The following is a 21,632-nucleotide window of genomic DNA, read 5'->3' as shown; positions in this document are numbered from 1 at the left end:
CCCCCCCCCCCCGCCCCCCCCCCCCCCCCGCGGGGGGGGGGGGCCCCCCCCCCCGGGGGGCCCCCCCGGGGCCCCCGGGCCCCCCCCCCCCGACCCCCTGGGAACCGCAGCCGAGCGCCCGGTTGCGGTTCCGGACGGCGCGGGAACCGCGACCGGGCGCTCGGCTGCGACGAGGGACGGTGTCAGTCGACGCGGTGCAGGAGCGTCAGCGACCGGTCCCGCACGAGGATCTGCTGGCCGGGCGCCAGACCCCGCTTCTTCACGTGCTGCTCGGGGTCGGTGGACAGCTCGAGCTTCCAGCCCGGCAGGTCCTCCGGCTCGGGGTCCTTGCCGGAGTCCGAGCGCGTCGGGACGGTGAACTGCACCGCGCCGTCGGAGCCGTTCACCATGAGCATGAACTCCTCGACGTCGTCGGCGCCGTCCGAGCGCGGACCGGTGAGGTGGATCGTCAGCGCCTTGTTGAGCGGGTCGGCCCAGTCCTCGTCGCCCATCTCCGGGCCGTCGGCGCGGCGCATCTCCACGTCGACGTCGCCGAAGTGACGCGGCCGCAGGGCCGGGTGCTCGCGCCGCAGCGCGGTCAGCTCCCGGGTGAAGGCGACGAGGTCCTCGTCGACCGCGGACCAGTCGAACCAGGAGATCTCGCTGTCCTGGCAGTAGGCGTTGTTGTTGCCCCCCTGCGTGCGGCCCATCTCGTCGCCGCCGAGCACCATCGGCACGCCGTGCGAGAGCAGCAGCGTGGCCAGGAAGTTCTTGCGCTGGCGGGTGCGCAGCTCGTTGACGCCCTCGTCGTCCGTGGGGCCCTCGGCGCCGCAGCCCCAGCTCTTGTTGTCGCTCTCGCCGTCGTTGTTGCCCTCGCCGTTCGCCTCGTTGTGCTTGGCGTCGTAGCTGGTGAGGTCGTGCAGCGTGAAGCCGTCGTGGGCGGTGACGAAGTTGACGCTGCACAGCGGGTCGCGCGCCCCGGTCCCCGGGGCGCCGCCGTAGATGTCACCGGAGCCGGTGACGCGGTGGGCGAAGGCCCCGAGCACGCCCTCCTCTCCGCGCCAGAAGTCGCGCACGTCGTCGCGGTACTTCCCGTTCCACTCGCTCCAGCGCGCCGGGAAGCCGCCCACCTGGTAGCCGGCGGTGTCCCAGGGCTCGGCGATCATCTTCACCGGCGCGAGCACCGGGTCCTGGTGGACGAGGGTGAGGAAGGCGCTGTGCACGTCCATCTCCCCGCCCTGGCGGGTCAGGGTGGTGGCCAGGTCGAAGCGGAAGCCGTCGACGTGCATCTCCTGCACCCAGTAGCGCAGGGAGTCCATCACCAGCCCGAGCGCGGCGGGATGGGAGGCGTTGAGGCTGTTGCCGGTGCCGGAGGTGTCGAAGTAGTGCGCCTCGTCGCCCTCCACCAGCCGGTAGAAGGAGCCGTTGTCGATGCCCTTGAGGCTGAAGGTGGGGCCCTGGTCGTTGCCCTCGGCGGTGTGGTTGTAGACGACGTCGAGGACGACCTCCAGGCCCGCGGCGTGCAGGTCCTTGACCATCTGCTTGAACTCGGCGACCTGCCCCCCGCCGTCGCCGGCCGCGGAGTACTCCCCGTGCGGGGCGAGGAAGCCGATGGAGTTGTAGCCCCAGTAGTTGCGCAGGCCCTTCTCCTCCAGGTGGGAGTCCTGCACGAACTGGTGCACCGGCAGCAGCTCGACCGTGGTGACGCCCAGGTCCTTGAGGTACCCCGTCACGGCGGGGTGGGCCAGCCCGGCGTAGGTGCCGCGCAGCTCCTCGGGGACGTCGGGGTGGGTGTGCGTCAGGCCCTTGACATGGGTCTCGTAGACCACCGTGGCGTGCAGCGGGGTGCGCGGGGGCGTGTCGTCGCCCCAGTCGAAGGACTCGTCGACGACGACGGAGCGCGGCACCGAGCCCGCGGAGTCCGCCTCGTTGAGCTTCCCGGCGTCGTCCCAGTGGTGCCCGAAGACCTCCTCGCCGGCGCCGAAGGCGCCCTCCACCGCCCGCGCCCACGGGTCCAGGAGCAGCTTGTGCGGGTTGTGCCGCAGGCCGCGCGCCGGGTCCCAGGCGCCGTGCACGCGGAAGCCGTAGCGCTGGCCCGCGCCGATGCCGGGCAGGTAGCCGTGGAAGACGTGGCCGGACCTCTCCGGCAGCTCCACGCGCTCTTCCTTGCCGTCGGCGTCGAAGAGGCACAGCTCGACGCGCTCGGCGGTCTCCGACGGCAGCGCGACGTTGATGCCGCCGCTGCGCAGCGTCACGCCGAGGGGGTACGGCAGCCCGGGCTCGACGCGCGAGGCCAGCGGCCTGCTCGCCGAGCGGGTGCGGCGCGAGGGGCCCCGGGACGGGCCCTTGGACGGCGTCCTGGCCGCAGCGCTGCCCGACGCGCGCCCGGTGCCGCGCCCGGTGCCGCGCCCGCCGGAGGTGCGGCGCTCGCCCGTGCTCGCGGAGTGCTCGGAGGACTGCCCGGAGGACTGCTGGGCGGACTCCTCCGCGGTCGCGGCCGAGGAGGCGTGCGAGGGCGCCGGCTGCTCGTCGGGGGCCTTCGAGGGCGCGCTGGAGGAACGGGAAGGGGGAGGGGTCACGGCTTCGATCGTGGCGGCGGCCCCCTCCGCCCGCGACCCGGGAGCGCCCCGCCGTGCCCGTCGGGCCGCCGTCGGGTCGCCGCCGGGGCCCGGCGGCGCGCGCACCCCGGGCGGAGCGCTGGCAGGATCGGCCCATGAGTCGCCGCGGGCCCGCCACTCCGCTCGGCACCGGCACCACCGCCCCGCTGGCGCTCGCGGCGCTGCTGGGCACCGCCGGCGTCGCCCACCTCGCGGCGCCCGGCCCGTTCGAGCGGATCGTCCCCCGGGCCCTGGGCAGGCCCGGCCCCTGGGTGGCGGCCTCCGGGGTGGCCGAGCTGGCGTGCGCGGCGGGCCTGCTGCCCGCCGCCAGCCGCCGCTGGGCGGGCCTGGCCAGCGCCGCCCTGCTCGTGGCGGTCTTCCCCGCCAACGCGACCATGGCCGTGCAGGCCCTGCGCAGCGAGCGCGCCCCGCGCTGGTACCGCGCCGCGGCGCTGGCGCGCCTGCCGCTGCAGCTGCCGCTGGTCGCCTGGGCCCTGCGCGTGGCGGGCGCGGCCCACCCCTCCGGCAGGGCCGCCCGCGAGGTGGCCGCCCGGGCGGTGGCCGCCCGCGAGGTGGCCGCCCGCGGCGCCGGGCGGGCCGCGTGAGCGACCCGGCAGCCCCCGGCGCGGACGTCGCCGCCGCGGCGCTGCGGGCCGCGGCCCTGACCCGGGCGGTGGTGCGCAGCGCCGTCGTGGGCGGCGCCGTGGGACTGGCGGCCTCGGCCGCGGCCTCCGCGCTGGCCACGCACTTCGCGCGGCGCGTGGTGACGCCGGAGAAGGTCCGCGCCGACGACGTGCGCGTGCTCGCGGTCGAGCCCGACCGCGTGGTGCTCGCCGCCAGCGACCTCACGCTGGCCCCCGGCCGCTACGGGTTGTGGACCGACGGCGGCACGACGCACTCCCAGGTCGGCGACGTCCTGGGCGTCGAGGAGCCCGGTCCTGCCCGCTCGGCGCAGCGGCGGGGCCGGGCGGTGGTGCGCGCCCTGCTCGGCACCGACGCCGGGGTGCTGCGGCCCGGCGCCGGCCGCTGGAGCGGCTGGTTCCACACCGGTGACCCCGGCCGGGCCCTGGGCCTGCCCTTCGACGACGTCGTGGTCACCTCCCCGGTGGGCGAGCTGCCCACCTGGCTGGTGCACCCCGCCGACGGCGAGCTGGACCAGAAGGTCTGGGCGGTGCTCGTGCACGGCCGCGGCGGCACGCGCGAGGAGTGCCTGCGGGCGCTGCCGGTGCTGCACCGCCTCGGCGTCCCCGCGCTCGTGCCCAGCTACCGCAACGACCTCGACGCCCCCGCCAGCCTGTCGGGCCGCTACGGCCTGGGGGAGACCGAGTGGGTCGACGTCGAGGCTGCCGTGCTGCACGCCCTGGACGCCGGCGCCCGCGACGTCGTGCTCGTGGGGTGGTCGATGGGCGGGGCCATCGTGCTCTCCCACCTGGCCCGGTCCTGGACGGCCGACCGGGTCCGCGCCGTCGTCCTCGACGGCCCGGTGCTCGACTGGCGCACCGTGCTGCAGCACCAGGCGCGCCTGCACCGGGTGCCGCCGCCGCTGGGCCGCGCCGGGACCGCGCTCATGGGCTCACCGCTCGCCCGGGCCGCCCTGGGCGTGGAGGAGCCGCTCGACCTCGACAGGCTCGACTGGGTGGCGCGCGCCGAGGAGCTGCGCGTGCCGGTGCTGCTCCTGCACGGCGACGCCGACGCGGTGGTCCCGGTGGGTCCCAGCCGGCTGCTCGCCGCCGCGCGGCCGGACCTCGTGACCCTGCTGGAGTTCCCGGGGGCGGGGCACTGCCGCGAGTGGAACTCCGACCCCGACCGCTGGGAGCGTGAGGTCGCCAGGTTCCTGCTCGAGCACCTCTGAGGGGCGACCGGGCGCCGGCGGCTGCCGGTGCTCGCGGTCAGCGGCGCCGGTTCTGCACGAGCTGGGCGAGGCCGTAGCCGGCCACCGCCACCCCGAGGAGCACGAGCAGAAGGCGCAGCACCACGGAGGAGTCGATCCCCCAGGAAGTGGTGGCGAACCAGCCGCCGAGCAGCAGGAAGCCGGCTCCGGCCAGGTCGCGGCGCGGGTCGCGCCGGCGCTGCGACGGCTGCTGCGACGGCTGCTCGGACGGCGTCTCGGGCTGCTGCGGGGGAGTGGTGGACACGCGGGCATCCTCCCAGGCGCCGTCAGCGGCGCCCGGTGACCGGGCCGTCGCGCACGGTCAGCGATCTCGCTGACCGGCAGGTGACGCGCAGGTGACGGGTCCGTGGACGCGCGGGATGCGCGCGGTGGGTCAGAATGACCCCATGGCCCTCGGTACCACGACTGGCGCGTCCGCGCCTCCAGTAGCCACCGTCGAGGTCCCGAGCCGCCGCCACCGCCACCGCGTGCTGGGGCTCGCGGCCGGCACCGCCGCCGTGACCGGCGGCCTCGCCGTGGTCGGCTCGGTCGCGCTCGACATCCCGCTGCGCGACCCGGACGGCTTCCTCGGCCCCGGCTGGGTGCGGATGCCGGCCATCGTGGCCGTCTGCCTGCTGCTCGACGTGCTGCCCCGCGCGGCCTGGCGCCTGCGCGCGCACGCCGACCTGCGCTCCCCGCGGGGGCTGTGGCAGTCCGCGCGCGACGTCGCCGTCGCCCGCTGGCCGTGGCGCCGGCTGGTGCCCGTGCTCATCGCGGTGGCCAGCTTCTACATCACCTACGTCGGCTACCGGAACCTCAAGAACTTCCTGCCGTTCATCCACGAGGGGTCCCAGGACCTGGCGCTCGTGGCCAGCGACCGGCTGCTCGCGTTCGGCAACAACCCCGCCGAGCTGCTGCACACCGTGCTCGGCACGGGCTTCTCCGCCCACGTGCTCTCGTTCGTCTACACCGGCTACCTGGTGTTCGTGCCGGTCTCGGTGGCCGTGGCGCTGATCTTCTGGCGGCACCTGTCCCACGGGCTGTGGTACGTCACCGCGCTGTGCCTGAACTGGGCGCTCGGCACGGCCAGCTACTACATGATCCCGGCGTCCGGCCCGTTCTACGCGCTGCCGTGGGACTTCACCGACCTGGCCCGCACCGACGTCACGGGGCTGCAGGCGGCGCTCGTGCGCAACCGCTCGATCGTCATGGCAGACCCCGACGTCTCCGGCACCGTGTCCGGCATCGCGGCGTTCGCCTCGCTGCACGTGTCAGTGGTCTTCACCGCCGCCCTCATCGTGCAGCTCATCCGGATGCCCGCGCTGGTGCGCCGGGCGATGTGGGTGTTCTTCGCGCTGACGGTGCTGGCCACGATCTACTTCGGCTGGCACTACATCGTTGACGACCTCGCCGGCGTCGCCATCGGCGGCATCGCGGTGTGGGCCGGCGCGTGGGCCACCGGCAACCTGCGCGACCCCGCCAGGCGCCGCGACGACGACGACGGTGACGTCGCCGGCAGCGCCGACGCCGTGGAGGCCAGGCGCCGCGACGCCGCCACCACCTGACCGCCCGCCCGGGACGACCGCTCGCCCCGGACGCGCACGGAGGGCGCCGACCAGCAGGTCGGCGCCCTCCGTCGTCGTCGGGCCGGGCCCTGGAGGGCAGCGCTCAGGCCGAGGCCCGCTCGCGCACCTGGCGCTTGATGCGCCCGAGCATCCCCGCCATGCCCCGCAGGCGCAGCGGGCTCACCGCGCGGCCCAGCCCGAGGCGGTCGCTGACGTCGTCGGGGACGGCGAGCAGGTCGGCCGCCGGCAGCCCGTCGAGGCCCTCCACGAGGATCCCGGCGAAGCCGCGGGTGGTGGGCGCCTCGCGCGGGGCGCTGGCGAAGACCCTGACGGTGCGCGCCAGCGGGGGCGTGGCGTCGTCGGCGTCCTCGAGCTCGGTGATGACGAACACCGGCGACTGGCACTCCGGCACCGGCTCGAGCAGCTCGGGGTGCTCGGCGTAGCGCTCGGGCAGCGCAGGCAGCCCCTCGCTGAACTCCAGCAGCAGCTGGAGCCGCTCGCGCTCGCTGACCGCGCCGAAGTCGTCGACGACGTCGGCGAGCTTGCGCGGCAGGTCCTGGGCCTCGCTCACCGGCGGGTGACCGCTCCCGGCTGGTCGCCCGTGGCGATCGGCACGCGCACGGCGTTGCCCCACTCGGTCCAGGAGCCGTCGTAGTTCTTCACGTCGCCGAAGCCGAGCAGGTGGTGCAGCACGAACCACGTGTGGCTCGAGCGCTCCCCGATGCGGCAGTAGGCGATGGTCGCGCGGTCGGCATCCAGGCCCTTCTCCTGCGCGTAGATGGCCTCGAGCTCCGCACGGGGCTTGAAGCCGCCGTCCTCGGCCACGGCCCGCGCCCACGGCACCGACTGCGCGCCGGGGATGTGGCCGCCGCGCAGAGTGCCCTCCTCCGGGTAGGCCGGCATGGAGGTGCGGGCGCCGGTGTACTCCTCGGGGGAGCGCACGTCGACCAGCTGCGGCCGCTCGGTGCCCAGGAAGGCCAGCACGTCGTCCTTGTAGGCGCGGATGCGGGAGTCGTCGCGGTCCACGACCGGGTAGTCCACGGGCGTGACCTGCGGCGCGTCGGTGGTGTACTCGCGGCCCTCGGCCTCCCACTTCGCGCGGCCGCCGTCGAGCAGGCGCACGTCCTCGTGGCCGAACAGGGTGAAGACCCACAGCGCGTACGCGGCCCACCAGTTGTTCTTGTCGCCGTAGATGACCACGGTGGTGTCGCGGCCGATGCCGCGCGCGCCGAGCAGGGCCGCGAAGGCCTCCCCGTCCACGTAGTCGCGGGTCACGGGGTCGTTGAGGTCGGTGTGCCAGTCGACCTTGACCGCGCCCGGGATGTGACCGGTCTCGTACAGCAGCACGTCCTCGTCGCTCTCGACGACGACGAGCCCGGGCTCGCCGAGGTGCTCGGCGAGCCACTCGGTGCTGACCAGGCGCTCGGGGTGGGCGTACTCGGCGAAGCGGGGCGAGGGGTCCGCGGGGATCCGCGTCTCAGCAGCCATGCTCGCGAGGCTAGGCGACGCCGCAGCGCCCGGACCACCCAGGACGGCCTCACCCGGTCGTGCGCGACCCTGCGCGGTCGCCCGGACCTCCGGGTGGGACCGCGCGGCTGTGACCTGCGGCTCACCGCCGCCCCGGCGGCAGGCTGCGGGCGGCGGCCCCCGCGGGGGCGTCCTAGGCTCGGCCGGTGCCTGACGCGCCCGCGGTCGACGCCGCCCGGACCACCGACGCCGTGCCCTCCCTGGTCCAGCGCGACCCCCGCCCCAGCCCGCAGCGCCTGCTGGACGACCTGGTCCCGCCGCCCCACTTCGCCGGGGCCCGCTTCGAGACCTACCGGCCCGACCCGGGCCAGCCGACCCAGGCCGAGGCCGTCGAGGCGCTGCGCGAGCGCGCGGGGCGCTGGAGCGGCGCGAAGGGCGCCGGGGGCGCGAGGGGCGGTGGCCTGGCGCGGCTGTTCGGCCGCGGCGGCGGGGAGCCGGCCAAGGAGGGCATCTACCTCGACGGCGGCTTCGGCGTGGGCAAGACCCACCTGCTGACCTCGCTCTTCCACGCCGTCGACAGCCCCTCCGCGCCGGCGGCCTACGGCACCTTCGTGGAGTACACCAACCTCGCGGGCGCCCTGGGGTTCCGGCAGGCCGTCGACGCGCTGTCCGCCAAGCGCCTGGTCTGCATCGACGAGTTCGAGCTGGACGACCCGGGTGACACCGTGCTCATGAGCCGCCTGCTGCGCGAGCTCTCCGACGCCGGCACGGCGCTGGCGGCCACCTCCAACACGCTGCCCGACGCGCTGGGGGAGGGCCGCTTCGCGGCGGAGGACTTCCTGCGCGAGATCCAGGCCGTCGCCTCCCGCTTCGACGTCTACCGGGTGGACGGGGAGGACTACCGCCACCGCGGTCTGCCGGCCCCGCCCGAGCCGGCCACCGACGCCGAGGTGGGGGAGCGGGCCGCCCAGCGCCTGGCGGCCGGGGAGGGCGTGGTGCTCGACTCCTTCGACGCCCTGCTCAGCCACCTGGCCACCGTGCACCCCAGCCGCTACGGCGCCCTGCTCGACGGGGTCACGGCCGTCCACTGGACCGGGGTGCGCCCGGTCTCGGAGCAGAGCGTCGCCCTGCGCCTGGTGGTGCTGGGAGACCGCATGTACGACCGCGACCTGCCGCTGGTCGCCTCCGGCGCCCCGCTGGACCAGCTCTTCCCCGCCGAGCTCATGGGCGGCGGCTACCGCAAGAAGTACGCCCGCGCCGTCTCGCGCCTGACCGCGCTGGCCCGCGAGGGCTCCCAGGGCTGACACCTCCCTCCCCACCTGCGACGATCAAGGACGTCCCGCACCCCCCGGGGGGTGCGGGACTTCCTTGATCGTCGCAGGAGAAGAGGCGGGCCGAGCGTCAGGCCACGCGGACGACGGCGCTGGCACGGGACGGCAGCCGCACGGACGCCCCCCTGACCTGGGTAGCCGCGGCGTCCCACGCGAGGACCACCTCGGCGCGCGCGTCGTCGCCGCCGTCGAGCACGCCGGCCAGCGGCACCTCCAGCTCGTGCTGCGCCAGGTTGGCCACCAGCGCCAGCGAGCCGCGGCGGGCGACCAGCCAGGGGCTGCCGCCCTCGCGCAGCTCGGCGTCGCCGCTCGTGGCGGTGCGCACGGCGCGCAGGTCGTCGCCGGCAAGGTCGGGCTCGCTGCGGCGCAGGGCCAGCAGGTCGCGGGTCCACGCGAGCAGGCGGGCGCCGCGGGCGCTCTCGGGCTCGGACCAGTCGAGCTTCGACTCCGTGAAGGTCGACTCCTCCTGCGGGTCGGGCACCTCGACGTCGCCCTCCCAGCCGTGGGAGGCGAACTCCTCGGCCCGCCCCTTGCTCACCAGGGCGCCGAGCTCGGCGTCGTGGTCGGTGAAGAACATCCACGGCGTGGTCGCGCCCCACTCCTCACCCATGAAGATCATGGGTGTGAAGGCGCTGGTGAGGACCACGGCCTGCGCGGTGGCCAGCGCGGCGTCGTCCAGGGACGCGGAGAGCCGGTCGCCGGTGGCGCGGTTGCCGGTCTGGTCGTGGGTGGTCGTGTACGCGACGAAGGCGTGGCCGCGGTAGCGGTCCGTGTCGACGGGCGCGCCCCAGGTCTTGCCGCGGAACGGGCTGTACGTGCCCGCGTGGTGGAAGACGCGCTCCAGCACGCCGCCGAGCACCTCCAGGCTGGCGAAGTCCTTGTAGTAGCCGCCGCGCTCGCCGGTCATCACCGAGCGCAGGGCGTGGTGGACGTCGTCGGCCCACTGCGCCTGCATCCCGCGCGCCGGCAGCGGCGTGCCGGAGGCCTGCCCGAGCGGGGTGACCATGCCGGTGTCGTTGAGGTCGCTCTCGGCGATGAGCGTCAGCGGCCGGCCGACCTCCGCTGACAGGGCGGCCGTCTCGCGGGCCAGCTGCGCCAGCACGTGCTCGGCGGAGTCGTCGACCAGGGCGTGGACGGCGTCCAGGCGCAGGACGTCGACGTGGAAGTCGCGGAACCAGCGCAGCGCGTTGTCGACGACGAAGCGGCGCACGCCCTCGGACCCGGGCTGGTCGAGGTTGACCGCCGCGCCCCACGGGGTGTGGTGCTCCTCGGTGAAGTACGGGCCGAACTCGCCCAGGTAGTTCCCCGCCGGGCCCAGGTGGTTGTACACGCAGTCCAGGGCGACCGCCAGGCCCGCCTGGTGCGCGGCGTCGACGAAGCGCTGCAGCGCCGCGGGCCCGCCGTAGGCGTCGTGCACGGCGTACAGGTCCACGCCGTCGTAGCCCCAGCCGCGGCGGCCGGGGAAGGCGGCCACCGGCAGCAGCTCGACGACGTCGACGCCGAGGTCCACCAGGTGCGGCAGCTTCGCGGTGGCGGCGTCGAGGGTGCCCTCCGGGGTGAAGGTGCCCACGTGCAGCTCGTAGACGACGGCGCCGCGGGCGTCCCGGCCGTCCCAGCCCTGGTCGCCCCAGGCGTGGGCGCTCGGGTCGAAGACGCGGCTGGGGCCGTGCACGTCGTGGGGCTGGTGCGCGCTGCGCGGGTCGGGGCGCGGGTCGCCGCCGTCGACGCGGAAGGCGTAGTCGGTGCCGTCACCCGCCTCGTCGACGGTGACGGCCCACCAGCCGGGGGCCGGGCCGTCGGTGCGCTCCAGGGCGCGGGTGGTCACCCCGGAGGGGAGGTGGACGTCGATCTCGACGCGGTCAGCGGAGGGCGCCCAGACGGCGAAGCGGTGCACCCGACCACCCTCCCGGCGGTCCCGGGCGCCCGCCACCTGGCCGCCCCCCCTCCTGCGTGGGCGCAGGGTGGCCCTGGTCCACTCCCACGAGACCAGGGCCACCCTGCGCCCGTCAGGGGGCCGTCAGACGCGGCCGGTCCAGGACAGCGACGCCAGGTCGGCCTTGTCGATGTACAGCCCGCCGCCGAGGTGGTCGATCTCGTGCTGCATGATCCGGGCCGCCCAGCCGTGGAAGACGTCGTCGACGGCGCGCCCGGTCTCGTCCTGCCCGACCACGCGCACCGAGCGGAACCGCGCCACCTCGGCCTCGTAGCCGACCACCGACAGGCAGCCCTCCTCGAACACCACCCGCTCGGCGTCGGCGACGTCCACGGGCGCCCCGGAGGCGTCCACGGGGGAGTAGGAGGGGTTGACGAGCACCCGGAAGGGCAGGTCGGAGCGCTCGCGGGGGTCGTCCTCGTCGTCCCCGGAGTCCTCCACCACCGCCAGGGCCAGGCCCAGCCCCACCTGCGGGGCGGCCAGGCCCACGCCGGGGGCGGCGTGCATGGACGCCTTCATGGCCTCCACGAGGTCGGCCATGAGCTCGGGGGAGAGCTCGCCGTCGTAGGGCTGGGCGACCTCGCGCAGCACGGGGTGGCCCGCCTGCACGATGGGCAGCGGCTGCGGCCCGCGCAGCAGCTTGCCCACCGCCTTGCGCAGGTCCTTGCTGCTCATCGGACGGCGGATGGCGTCGACGGCGCTGGTGGGGCTGGACTGCTGGGCCATGCTCACGGCGCAGCATCCTCCACCACGGGTCGCGCCGCGGCGCCGGCCACCTCGCTGGCGCCCTCGCGCACCAGCAGCGCCACGGGGCAGGCCGACAGCAGCTCGGCCAGCGGCACCGCTCCGCCGTCCACGCGGGCACCGGTGAGCGCGTCGCGCCAGCCGCCGGGACCGGCGTCGGGCAGGACCACCGCGTGCTGGCCCCAGCCGCCGAGCCGCTCCAGCGAGGCCGCCAGGCGCGTCGCCACGACCACCACCTGCGGCGCACCGCCGTCGAGGTCGGACGTGCCGCGGCCGAAGGCCACGGCGTTGCCGGTGGAGGTGGCGACCGCGGTGTACGTGGCGCCCTCCCCGACGAACCACTCGGGGTGCTCGCGGCGCAGGCGCAGCGCGCGGGAGGTCACCAGCAGCTTCTCGTCGGACAGGTCGCTCGGGCGGGCGCCGGAGTCCAGACGCGCCAGCCGGCGCCGCCGGTCGGCGTAGTCGACGGGGCGGCGGTTGTCGGGGTCGACCAGGGAGAGCGAGACCACCTCGGTGCCCTGGTAGACGTCCGGGACGCCCGGCATCGTCACCTGCACGAGCTTCTGGCCGAGCACGCCGACGCGCACCGGGCCGGCGATGCGCTGGCTGAACGCCTCGACGGCCTCCATGACGGCCGCGTCGCCCAGCACGCCCACCGCGAAGGACCGCACGGCCTCCTCGTACGCCTCGTCGGGGTTCGTCCAGGTGGTGTGGACCTTCGCCTCGCGGATGGCCTTCTCCAGGTAGCCCAGGAGGCGCTCGCCGCTGATCGGACCGCCGTCGCGCCCGGAGCCCCAGGTGCCCAGCAGGGTCTGCCACACGAGGTGCTCGGTCTGCCCGTCCAGCTCCTGGCGGCGGTGCTCCGCGGCCAGCCGCCGCCAGTGCCGCAGCGCCTCGGCGAACTCCAGCGGCAGCTCGGACAGCACGGCCAGGCGCGCGCGGACGTCCTCGTCGCGCTTGGTGTCGTGCGTGGTCAGCGTGGTCATGGCCACCGGCCAGTCGCGCACCTGCTGGGCGCAGTAGGCGTGGAACTCCTCCGGCGCCACGCCCACGCGGTCGGGGTCACCGCCGACCTCGTTGAGGCCCGCCAGCCGGAACCAGCGGTAGAACGCGGTGTCCTCCACGCCCTTGGCCATCACCGGGCCGCAGGTCTGCTGGAAGCGCACCACCAGCTCGGCGCGGTCGGCGTCGGCCTGGCGCCCGGCGCTGCCGACCTCGCGGCCCAGCAGCAGGTCGACGACCACGGCGAGGGTGTCCCAGCGCTCCTCGGGCAGGTGCTCGCGGGCGGCCTCGGCGGTCTCCTCCAGCACCCGCTGGGCCTCCGCGGGCGCGGGCTCGCCGGGCACGACGTACGCGCGGTAGCGCGGGAAGGCGACGAGCAGCTCGACCACGCACTCGCGCAGCGCGCGCTCGGTGTGGTCGCGAAGGCGCACGTCGGCCGCGACGATCTGCACGAGCAGCTGCACCAGGCGGTGCACCTCGGCGTACAGCCCCGCCTCGACCACCTCGCGCTTGGCGGCGGCGACGACGGCGGGGAAGCCCGTGGCCTCGCCGGTGACCTCGGCCAGCAGCGCCGAGAGCGGCCCGGCGCCGGCCGGGTCCACGAACAGCCCGCCCACGCGCAGCAGCGCGTCGTAGCCGGTGGTGCCGGCCACGGGCCAGTCGTCGGGGAGCACCTCCGAGCCCTCGAGGATCTTCTCCACCACCACCCACGCCCCGCCGGAGCGCTCCGCGAGGCGGCGCACGTACCCGCGCGGGTCGGCCAGCCCGTCGGGGTGGTCGATCCGCAGCCCCTCCAGCGCGCCGCTGGCCAGCAGCTCCAGCAGCAGCGCGTGGGTGGCGTCGAAGACCTCGGGGTCCTCCACCCGGATCGCGGCGAGGGTGTCGACGTCGAAGAAGCGGCGGTAGTTCAGCTCCTCGTCGGCCACGCGCCAGTGCGCCAGCCGGTACCACTGCCGGTCGACCAGCTCGGCCAGCGGCAGGGTCTCCGTGCCCGGGCGCACCGGGAAGACGTGGTCGTAGTAGCGCAGCAGCGGCTCGCCGCCCGACGTGTCCAGGACCAGCTCCCCGCTGCCCAGCACCTGCCCGATGCGGGAGCCGAGCACCGGCATGAGGATCGCGTGGCCGGAGGTCCACCAGTCGACGTCGAACCACCGCGCGAACGGGGAGTCCGGGCCGTCGCGCAGCACCGACCACAGCGCGCTGTTGAGCCGCGCCGGCGTCGGCACCGCCATGTGGTTGGGGACGACGTCGGCCACCGCGGCCAGGCCGCGGCTGCGCAGGCGCTGCACCAGCACGTCCAGGGCCTCGCGGCCCCCGGCCTCGGGGTTCACGCGGCTGTGGTCGACGACGTCGTAGCCGTGCGCCGAGCCGGGCGTCGGCTGCAGCAGCGGGGAGAGGTAGGCGTGCGAGACGCCGAGCGCGTCGAGGTGGTCGACGACGGCGGTCGCGTCGTCGTAGCCGAACTCCGGGCGCACCTGCAGCCGGTAGGTCGAGACGGGCACGGGCCGCCCGGGGGCCGGCCGGTGCTGCGCAGCGGAGCCGCCGTGCAGCCCCTGCTGCCGGCCGGGCGCGGTGTCGCTCACAGCGCCTCCACCGAGGGGCGGGTGACCACGAGGAGGCTGCGGCCGGCGACGAGCACGTCGGAGCCGGCCTCGAAGGGCCCGGTGGCCTCGGCGGCGGCCAGGGCCACCGCCGCGGGCACCGCGGGCGGCGGCGCCTCCGGCGGGGTGGCGGTGTCGACCACCACCCGCCACTCGTGCCCGTACTCCGGCGGCGGCAGCGTGAAGACGACGTCCTCGTGGGAGGCGTTGAACATGATGTAGAAGCTGTCGTCCACGATCTGCTCTCCGCGGGGGTCGGGCTCGGGGATCGCCCAGCCGTTGAGGAAGACGCCCAGGGAGCGGGCGTACCCGGTGGACCAGTCGCTGTGCGTCATGTGCACGCCGGCCGGGGTGAACCACGCGATGTCGCCCAGGGCGCTCTCGCCGCCGTGCTGGGCGTCGCCGGCGAAGAAGCGCCGCCGCCGGAAGACCGGGTGGCCCATGCGGACGGCGATGACCTGCTGGGTGAAGCGCAGCAGGTCGCGCTGCTCGTCGGACAGGTTCCAGTCCACCCAGGAGGTGCGGTTGTCCTGGCAGTAGGTGTTGTTGTTGCCCTTCTGCGTCCGGCCGAGCTCGTCGCCGTGCAGGATCATCGGCACGCCCTGGCTGAGCAGCAGCGTGGCCAGCATGTTGCGCTGCTGGCGGGCGCGCAGGGCGTTGACGTCCTTGTCCTTGGTCTCGCCCTCCACCCCGCAGTTCCAGGACCGGTTGTGGCTCTCGCCGTCCCGGCCGCCCTCGCCGTTGGCCTCGTTGTGCTTGTCGTTGTAGGAGACGAGGTCGCGCATGGTGAAGCCGTCGTGCGCGGTGACGAAGTTGATCGAGGCGATCGGCTTGCGGCCGTTGTGCTCGTACAGGTCCGAGGAGCCGGAGATGCGGCTGGCGAACTCGGCCAGCGCGCTGGGCTCACCGCGCCAGAAGTCGCGGACGGTGTCGCGGTACTTGCCGTTCCACTCCGTCCACAGCGGGGGGAAGCCGCCCACCTGGTAGCCGCCGTCGCCGACGTCCCACGGCTCGGCGATGAGCTTGACCTGGCTGACCACCGGGTCCTGCTGGATGAGGTCGAAGAACGCCGACAGCCTGTCGACCTCGTGGAACTGGCGGGCCAGCGTGCTCGCCAGGTCGAAGCGGAAGCCGTCGACGTGCATGTCGTTCACCCAGTACCGCAGCGAGTCCATGATCAGCTGGAGCACGTGGGGGGAGCGCATCAGCAGGCTGTTCCCGGTGCCGGTGGTGTCGTAGTAGTGGGCCTTGTCGGAGTCGACCAGCCGGTAGTACGCCGCGTTGTCGATGCCGCGGAAGCACAGCGTCGGGCCCATGTGGTTGCCCTCGGCGGTGTGGTTGTAGACGACGTCGAGGATCACCTCGATGCCGGCCTGGTGCAGCGTGCGCACCATCGACTTGAACTCCATGACCTGCTGGCCGCGGGTGCCGGTGGAGGAGTAGGCGTTGTGCGGGGCGAAGAACCCGATCGTGTTGTAGCCCCAGTAGTTGGTCATGCCCTTCTCCTGCAGGTGGGTGTCCTGCACGAACTGGTGGACGGGCATGAGCTCGATGGCGGTGACGCCGAGGTCCGTGAGGTGCTCGACCATCGCGGGGTGGCCGATGCCGGCGTAGGTGCCGCGGATCTCCTCGGGCAGGCCGGGGTGGGTCATCGTCAGGCCCTTGACATGGGCCTCGTAGATGACCGTCTCGTGGTAGTCGCGCCGCGGCGGCCTGTCGGTGCCCCAGTCGAAGTAGGGGTTGACGACGACGGACAGCATCGTGTGGCGGGCGCTGTCGGCGGTGTTGCGGCGCGAGGGGTCCTTGAAGGAGTAGCTGAACAGCGACTCGTGCCCGTCGACCTGGCCGTCGATGGCCTTGGCGTAGGGGTCGAGCAGCAGCTTGCTGGGGTTGCACCGGTGCCCGGCGGCGGGGTCGTACGGGCCGTGCACCCGGTAGCCGTAGCGCTGGCCGGGCTGGACGCGCGGCAGGTAGGCGTGCCAGACGAAGCCGTCGACCTCGGGCAGGTCGATCCGGGTCTCGCGGCCGCGCTCGTCCACGAGGCACAGCTCCACGCGCGAGGCGACCTCCGAGAACAGCGCGAAGTTCGTCCCCGCGCCGTCGAAGGTGGCCCCCAGCGGGTAGGGGCGTCCTGGCCAGACCTGCATGGCGTCCTCTCGCGGGCGTCTGGGGTGCTGCCGCCGCGGCGGACGGCGGGCTGGGGTCATCCTGGCCGAGTGCGGAGCGCGGCGCCTCGCGGGAGTCCGGGGGGTGGCACGCCGGTGGCCCGCAGGAGGCCGCGCGGTGGCGGGGCCGGCGCGCGCCGCAGGGGGGTGGTTCGACGCCGGGGCGGGGCGTGAAGTACTGTTCTTCTCGTCCGGCCGCGAGGTCGGTACGCGGACGTGGCTCAGTTGGTAGAGCATCACCTTGCCAAGGTGAGGGTCGCGGGTTCGAATCCCGTCGTCCGCTCGGAGGGCACCGCTCGAGGGTCGCTCGGACTCGGATGCCCCTCGGTGGAGTGGCCGAGAGGCGAGGCAACGGCCTGCAAAGCCGTGTACACGGGTTCGAATCCCGTCTCCACCTCCAGCGTCACCTCGGTGTCGCGCGGGCGATTGGCGCAGTGGTAGCGCGCTTCCTTGACACGGAAGAGGTCACTGGTTCGAACCCAGTATCGCCCACCACCTCAGACCCCGGACCGCACTGCGGCCGGGGTCTTCGTGTCCCCGGCCGGCTGCAGCCCGCCGGCGGCACGGCGCAGGTCCGCGGTGGGCGGACGCGAGGAGGGCGCCGCCCCGTCACCGGGGTGGCGCCCTCCTCCGTCCGAGCGGGAGCTGGGTCTCGAGCTACACGGCGCGGCCCAGGAGCTCGGCGAGCTCGTCGTCGACGTGGACGTGGCGGCTCTCGGCCCCGGGGGGCACGAGGGCGTGGGTGCGGTCGAGGAAGTCGCGCAGGTCGGAGGCGTCAGCCTCCAGCACGGCGTGCCCGTCGGGGCTGCTCAGGGACACCAGCACGACCTCTTGGCCGTCGACCTCCCCGGGCCACACCTGCACGTCGCCCTCACCGGTGGGGCGGCGCAGGCCCTCGCGCAGGAGGTCGCGGGCGAAGACCCACTCGATGGAGCCGCCGTCGCCGCGGAAGGACGCGGTGACGGCGAAGGGGTCGTGCAGGCCGTAGCCGAACTCCACGGAGACCGGCACCTTGCCCGACTCGGGGACGACGAGGCGCAGCTCGACCTCGGCGTCGACGTGAGCTGAGCCCTTGGGCACGGTGGTCCTCCCCGGTGAGCGGCGGCCGGAGCCGGCGGTGCCCGGCCCTGCGGGGCCGTGCACCCTCGATGTTCCCCCGTCCCGGACGGGTCAAACACCCCCGGGCGGCGTGTCGTACGAGACGTACCCTAGGCGGGTGCAGCCTGCGCCGCCGGTACCTCCCGCACCCGACGACGCCCCGGCCCCCTCACCGCAGCCCCTGTCAGGCCCTCCCGCCGCAGGTCGCGGGCGCACCGGCTCGTCGCGCGGAGGTGCCGGAGCCACGCGGCGCGAGCGGCGCGACCGCTGGGAGTGGCGCGCGCGGGTGCGCGCCGACCCGAAGAAGCACCGCGTCTACCGCGCCGTGGTGGCCTTCGTGGGCGTCTTCCTCATCCTGCTCGGCGCGGCCACGGGCTGGCTCCCGGGGCCGGGGGGCATTCCGCTGGTCCTGGCGGGGCTGGCCGTGCTGGCCAGCGAGTTCGTCTGGGCGCACCGCCTGCTCAAGCGGGCGCGCCTGACCGTCCACCGGTTCACGAGGTGGGCCGCGCGCCAGCCCCTGTGGCTGCGCCTGACCGGGTCGGGCGCGGCCCTCGCTGCGGCGCTGGGCGGTGCGTGGCTCTTCCTCGTGGTCGTCGGGCCGCCCGAGGTGCTGCCCGCGGCGGCCGTGGCGCTGCTGGACCGCCTGCCCGGCGTCGAGCGCTGACCGTCCCCCGGGTGGCGGCCCGGTGGCGCCCCGGGGGCGGGCCCGTGACGGGCCGGCGGCCGGCGCCCTGTAGTGTGTTCTCCGCACCCGGGCGATTGGCTCAGCGGTAGAGCGCCTCGTTCACACCGAGGAGGTCACTGGTTCGATCCCAGTATCGCCCACCGGGTCCGACGGGCCGTCCCGACCAGGGGCGGCCCGTCGCTGCGTCCTGGGAGGTCGTCCGTGGGTCCTGCAGCCACCGGCACCCCGGTCGGCGTGGTCGCCCTGCTGCGGCGCTTCCCGCTGCGCTCCGCCGGCGGTGAGCTGCCGGGCGCGGTGCGGGTCGAGTCCGCGGGGCTGCGCCACGACAGGCGCTGGCAGCTGGTTGACGGCGCCGGCGCGCCTCTGACCGCGCGCGCCCTGCCGCAGCTCGCCGGCCTCGCGGCCTGGGTCGACGAGGACGACGGCGGGGTCGGCGGCGGGGGCGGCGGCGCGCTGCGCGTGCGCCCGTCGGCGCCCGCCGGGGGCGCGAGCCCCGGGGCGCCCCTGGCCGACGGCTGGCCGGCGCAGCTGGCGGGGCCGGGCGCCCGCCTGCTGGACCACCTCGCCGAGGGCGGAGCGGCCCACCGCGACGGCGCGGCGGTCCACCTCGTCTCCGCCGGCGCCGCCAGCGCCCCCGACGCCCCCGCGGGCTGCGACCCGGGGGAGCGCGCCAACGTCGTCGTCCGGCTCGACCCGGCGCGCGCCCGGCCCGGGGACGAGCGCGGCTGGACCGGGCGGCTCCTGCGGCTGGGGGCCACCGGCCCGCTGCTGGAGGTCACCCGCACCCCCCGGCGCTGCCTGGGGGTGTACGCGGCGGTGCTGGAGCCCGGCGAGGTGCGGCTCGGGGACGCCGTCGTCCTGCTCGACCCCTCCGGTCCTGCCCGTCGGCCGGGACCGCCTGCGCCGTAGAGTCCTGGCCGTGCCTGAGCCTGGTGTCCTGCGCGTGGTGGTCGACGGTGCCGAGCGCGAGGTCGCGACGGGCACCACGGCCGCCGAGCTGTACGAGGGGCGCCGCGACGTCGTCGTGGCGCGCATCGACAGCGGGTCGGGGGCCGAGCTGCGGGACCTGAGCACCGAGCTGGCCGACGGCGACGTCGTCGAGGCGGTCGAGGTGGGCAGCCCCGACGGGCTCGACGTGCTGCGCCACTCCACCGCCCACGTGCTCGCGCAGGCGGTGCAGTCGCTGCACCCGCAGTCCAAGCTCGGCATCGGCCCGCCCGTGCGCGACGGCTTCTACTACGACTTCGACGTCGAGGTGCCGTTCACCCCCGAGAACCTCAAGGCCCTCGAGAAGGAGATGCAGCGCATCGTCAAGGAGGGCCAGACCTTCCGCCGGCGCGTGGTCACCGACGCCGAGGCCCGCGCCGAGCTGGCCGCCGAGCCCTACAAGCTCGAGCTCATCGGCCTCAAGGGCGGCACCGGCAGCCCCGAGGCCGGTGACGAGGTGGCCGAGGGCGCCTCCGTCGAGGTCGGCGCCGGAGAGCTCACCATCTACGACAACGTCCGCCGCGGCGGCGAGGTCGCCTGGAAGGACCTGTGCCGCGGCCCTCACGTGCCGAGCACCCGCCTGCTGGCCAACGGCTGGCAGCTCACCCGCACCGCCGCCGCCTACTGGCGCGGCGACCAGGCCAACACCCAGCTGCAGCGCGTCTACGGCACCGCCTGGCCGACCAAGGACGAGCTGCGCGCCCACCTGGAGCGCCTCGCCGAGGCCGAGCGGCGCGACCACCGCCGCCTGGGCGCCGAGCTGGACCTGTTCTCCTTCCCCGACGAGATCGGCTCCGGCCTGGCGGTGTTCCACCCCCGCGGCGGCGTCATCAAGCGGGAGATGGAGGACTACGTCCGCCGCCGGCACGTGGAGGAGGGCTTCGACTACGTCGGCACGCCCCACATCTCCAAGCAGCACCTCTTCGAGACCTCGGGCCACCTGCCGTACTACGCGGACACGATGTTCCCGCCGATGGAGCTCGAGAACGCGCAGTACTACCTCAAGGCCATGAACTGCCCGATGCACAACCTGATCTTCTCCGCGCGCGGGCGGTCCTACCGCGAGCTGCCGCTGCGCTTCTTCGAGTTCGGGTCGGTGTACCGCTACGAGAAGTCCGGCGTGGTGCACGGCCTGACCCGCGTGCGCGGCCTGACGCAGGACGACTCCCACAGCTACTGCACCCCCGAGCAGGCGCCCGCGGAGGTGGAGAAGCTGCTGGGCTTCGTGCTGGGGCTGCTGCGCGACTTCGGCCTGGACGACTACTACCTGGAGCTGTCCACCCGCGGCACCGGTGACAAGTTCATCGGCTCTGACGAGGAGTGGGAGCAGGCCACCGAGGTGCTGCGCGGGTGCGCGGAGCGCACCGGGCTGGAGCTCGTGCCCGACCCGGGCGGCGCCGCCTTCTACGGCCCGAAGATCTCCGTGCAGGCCCGCGACGCCATCGGCCGCACCTGGCAGATGTCGACCATCCAGTACGACTTCAACCAGCCGGCCCGCTTCGGCCTGCAGTACACCGCTGCCGACGGCTCCCACCAGCAGCCCGTGATGATCCACTCGGCGAAGTTCGGGTCGCTGGAGCGGTTCTTCGGCGTGCTCGTCGAGCACTACGCCGGCGCCTTCCCCCCGTGGCTGGCGCCCGTGCAGGTGGTCGGCGTGCCGGTCGCGGAGGACTTCGCCCCGCACCTGCACGACGTCGTCGCCCAGCTGAGGGCGCAGGGGATCCGCGCCGAGGTGGACGACAGCGACGACCGCATGCAGAAGAAGATCCGCACCCACTCCAAGGCCAAGGTGCCGTTCGTGCTCATCGCGGGCGGCGACGACGTCGAGGTCGGTGCGGTCTCCTTCCGCTACCGCGACGGGCGCCAGGACAACGCCGTGCCGGTCGCGGAGGCCGTCGAGCGCATCGTCGAGGCCGTGCGCTCCCGGGTCCAGGTGTGAGCGAGCCCGTCCCCGGCGACCTGCCGGACGGCGCGGAGGACCCGGCCGGCTTCGCTCGCGAGGCCGACGGCTTCGAGCGCCTGTGGACCCCCCACCGCATGGCCTACATCGGCGGGGAGAACAAGCCGCCCAGCGCGGCCGCCGGCAGCGGCTGCCCGTTCTGCCGCGCGCCCTCGCTGGACGACGACGACGCGCTCGTGGTCGCCCGCGGCGAGCTGTGCTTCGTGGTGCTCAACCTCTACCCGTACAACCCCGGGCACCTCATGGTCTGCCCCTACCGGCACGTGGCCGGCTACGTCGACCTCACGCCGGAGGAGACCGCCGAGGTCGCGACCCTCACGCAGAGCGCCCTGAGGGTGCTCTCGCGCGCCAGCAGCCCCTCGGGCTTCAACATCGGGGTCAACCAGGGCGAGGCCGGGGGAGCGGGCATCGCGGCGCACCTGCACCAGCACGTGGTGCCGCGGTGGACCGGCGACGCGAACTTCCTGCCGGTCGTCGGGCGCACCAAGGCCCTGCCGGAGCTGCTCGCCGACACCCGCGCCAAGCTCGCCGCGGCCTGGACGAGCGCGGGCGAGCCGGGGCTGACGAGCCCGCCGGCTCCGCGCTGAGACCACCGCCGGGGGCGTGAGCCCCCGGCCGGGCCGCCCCGCCCGCTAGCCTGCTGGCGAG

17 protein-coding genes and 4 tRNA genes are annotated in these 21,632 nt (G+C 75.0%); 12 read left to right on the top strand and 9 right to left on the bottom strand.

Annotated elements, in window-relative coordinates; translation table 11 throughout:
* Window positions 1-182: 182 nt before the first annotated feature.
* Window positions 183-2,276: a glycogen debranching protein GlgX gene (glgX, locus tag ACUN9U_RS15005; RefSeq protein WP_445485815.1), complete on the bottom strand. Its 2,094-nt coding sequence runs from the start codon at window positions 2,274-2,276 to the stop codon at window positions 183-185.
* Window positions 2,277-2,692: 416 nt separating this feature from the next.
* Between glgX (ACUN9U_RS15005) and ACUN9U_RS15000 the strand changes: the two genes are divergently transcribed.
* Both ACUN9U_RS15000 and ACUN9U_RS14995 read left to right on the top strand, forming a co-directional pair.
* Complete coding sequence (locus ACUN9U_RS15000; protein WP_445485810.1) at window positions 2,693-3,181, top strand: DoxX family protein; 489 nt, start codon at window positions 2,693-2,695, stop codon at window positions 3,179-3,181.
* Entirely contained in the window at window positions 3,178-4,428 is a 1,251-nt protein-coding gene (locus ACUN9U_RS14995) for an alpha/beta hydrolase family protein (RefSeq protein WP_445485808.1), read from the top strand. The genes ACUN9U_RS15000 and ACUN9U_RS14995 overlap by 4 nt, the downstream gene beginning before the upstream one ends.
* 37 nt (window positions 4,429-4,465) lie before the next feature.
* On the opposite strand, the gene ACUN9U_RS14990 is transcribed toward ACUN9U_RS14995, so the two are convergent.
* Window positions 4,466-4,711 (bottom strand): hypothetical protein, encoded by a 246-nt coding sequence (locus ACUN9U_RS14990; RefSeq protein ID WP_445485807.1) that lies wholly within the window; start codon window positions 4,709-4,711, stop codon window positions 4,466-4,468.
* A 142-nt stretch (window positions 4,712-4,853) separates the two neighbouring features.
* Between ACUN9U_RS14990 and ACUN9U_RS14985 the strand changes: the two genes are divergently transcribed.
* Entirely contained in the window at window positions 4,854-6,011 is a 1,158-nt protein-coding gene (locus tag ACUN9U_RS14985; RefSeq protein WP_445485806.1) for a phosphatase PAP2 family protein, read from the top strand.
* A 103-nt stretch (window positions 6,012-6,114) separates the two neighbouring features.
* On the opposite strand, the gene ACUN9U_RS14980 is transcribed toward ACUN9U_RS14985, so the two are convergent.
* Window positions 6,115-6,582, bottom strand: a complete 468-nt coding sequence (locus tag ACUN9U_RS14980) for a SufE family protein (protein ID WP_445485805.1) — start codon at window positions 6,580-6,582, stop codon at window positions 6,115-6,117.
* Window positions 6,579-7,499, bottom strand: coding sequence for a sulfurtransferase (locus ACUN9U_RS14975; RefSeq protein ID WP_445485804.1), 921 nt, complete (start codon window positions 7,497-7,499; stop codon window positions 6,579-6,581). The genes ACUN9U_RS14980 and ACUN9U_RS14975 overlap by 4 nt, the downstream gene beginning before the upstream one ends.
* Window positions 7,500-7,684: 185 nt before the next feature.
* Here ACUN9U_RS14975 and zapE point away from each other — a divergent pair, with 185 nt between their 5' ends.
* Entirely contained in the window at window positions 7,685-8,782 is a 1,098-nt protein-coding gene (zapE, locus tag ACUN9U_RS14970; protein ID WP_445485803.1) for a cell division protein ZapE, read from the top strand.
* 97 nt (window positions 8,783-8,879) lie between these two features.
* Here the strand turns inward: zapE and treZ are convergent, their stop codons facing one another.
* The 4 genes from treZ to glgX (ACUN9U_RS14950) all read right to left on the bottom strand — a co-directional run bounded on the left by treZ (window position 8,880) and on the right by glgX (ACUN9U_RS14950) (window position 16,236).
* On the bottom strand, window positions 8,880-10,703 hold the full coding sequence (gene treZ, locus ACUN9U_RS14965; protein WP_445485802.1) for a malto-oligosyltrehalose trehalohydrolase: 1,824 nt from the start codon (window positions 10,701-10,703) through the stop codon (window positions 8,880-8,882).
* 123 nt (window positions 10,704-10,826) lie between these two features.
* Window positions 10,827-11,468 carry a peptide deformylase gene (locus tag ACUN9U_RS14960; RefSeq protein ID WP_445485814.1) on the bottom strand — a complete coding sequence of 214 codons (642 nt, stop codon included), beginning with the start codon at window positions 11,466-11,468 and terminating at the stop codon, window positions 10,827-10,829.
* Between the two features lie 2 nt (window positions 11,469-11,470).
* The gene (gene treY / locus ACUN9U_RS14955; protein ID WP_445485801.1) at window positions 11,471-14,071 is read right to left on the bottom strand and encodes a malto-oligosyltrehalose synthase; all 2,601 of its coding nucleotides are present in this window, start codon (window positions 14,069-14,071) and stop codon (window positions 11,471-11,473) included.
* Entirely contained in the window at window positions 14,068-16,236 is a 2,169-nt protein-coding gene (gene glgX / locus ACUN9U_RS14950; RefSeq protein ID WP_445485800.1) for a glycogen debranching protein GlgX, read from the bottom strand. Before glgX (ACUN9U_RS14950) ends, treY begins: the two co-directional genes overlap by 4 nt.
* A gap of 228 nt (window positions 16,237-16,464) precedes the next feature.
* Between glgX (ACUN9U_RS14950) and ACUN9U_RS14945 the strand changes: the two genes are divergently transcribed.
* The 3 genes from ACUN9U_RS14945 (at window position 16,465) to ACUN9U_RS14935 (ending at window position 16,749) form a co-directional block, all read left to right on the top strand.
* Window positions 16,465-16,537 (top strand) — tRNA-Gly (locus ACUN9U_RS14945).
* Between the two features lie 43 nt (window positions 16,538-16,580).
* Window positions 16,581-16,654 (top strand) — tRNA-Cys (locus ACUN9U_RS14940).
* A gap of 20 nt (window positions 16,655-16,674) precedes the next feature.
* Window positions 16,675-16,749 (top strand) — tRNA-Val (locus ACUN9U_RS14935).
* Window positions 16,750-16,911: 162 nt separating this feature from the next.
* On the opposite strand, the gene ACUN9U_RS14930 is transcribed toward ACUN9U_RS14935, so the two are convergent.
* Window positions 16,912-17,334 carry an SsgA family sporulation/cell division regulator gene (locus ACUN9U_RS14930; protein ID WP_445485799.1) on the bottom strand — a complete coding sequence of 141 codons (423 nt, stop codon included), beginning with the start codon at window positions 17,332-17,334 and terminating at the stop codon, window positions 16,912-16,914.
* A 304-nt stretch (window positions 17,335-17,638) separates the two neighbouring features.
* Here ACUN9U_RS14930 and ACUN9U_RS14925 point away from each other — a divergent pair, with 304 nt between their 5' ends.
* The 5 genes from ACUN9U_RS14925 to ACUN9U_RS14905 all read left to right on the top strand — a co-directional run bounded on the left by ACUN9U_RS14925 (window position 17,639) and on the right by ACUN9U_RS14905 (window position 21,571).
* Entirely contained in the window at window positions 17,639-18,016 is a 378-nt protein-coding gene (locus ACUN9U_RS14925; RefSeq protein ID WP_445485798.1) for a PGPGW domain-containing protein, read from the top strand.
* A gap of 89 nt (window positions 18,017-18,105) precedes the next feature.
* A tRNA-Val gene (locus ACUN9U_RS14920) sits at window positions 18,106-18,177 on the top strand.
* Window positions 18,178-18,238: 61 nt separating this feature from the next.
* Entirely contained in the window at window positions 18,239-18,946 is a 708-nt protein-coding gene (locus ACUN9U_RS14915) for an MOSC N-terminal beta barrel domain-containing protein (RefSeq protein ID WP_445485797.1), read from the top strand.
* A gap of 10 nt (window positions 18,947-18,956) precedes the next feature.
* Entirely contained in the window at window positions 18,957-20,963 is a 2,007-nt protein-coding gene (gene thrS, locus ACUN9U_RS14910; RefSeq protein ID WP_445485796.1) for a threonine--tRNA ligase, read from the top strand.
* A complete protein-coding gene (locus ACUN9U_RS14905; RefSeq protein WP_445485795.1) occupies window positions 20,960-21,571 on the top strand; it encodes an HIT family protein in 612 nt (203 codons plus the stop codon). The genes thrS and ACUN9U_RS14905 overlap by 4 nt, the downstream gene beginning before the upstream one ends.
* Window positions 21,572-21,632: the final 61 nt, after the last annotated feature.

This window comes from Quadrisphaera sp. KR29, assembly GCF_052644995.1.
Note: the sequence above shows the minus strand (reverse complement) of the source record. Positions and strands in the feature narration are given on the sequence as shown.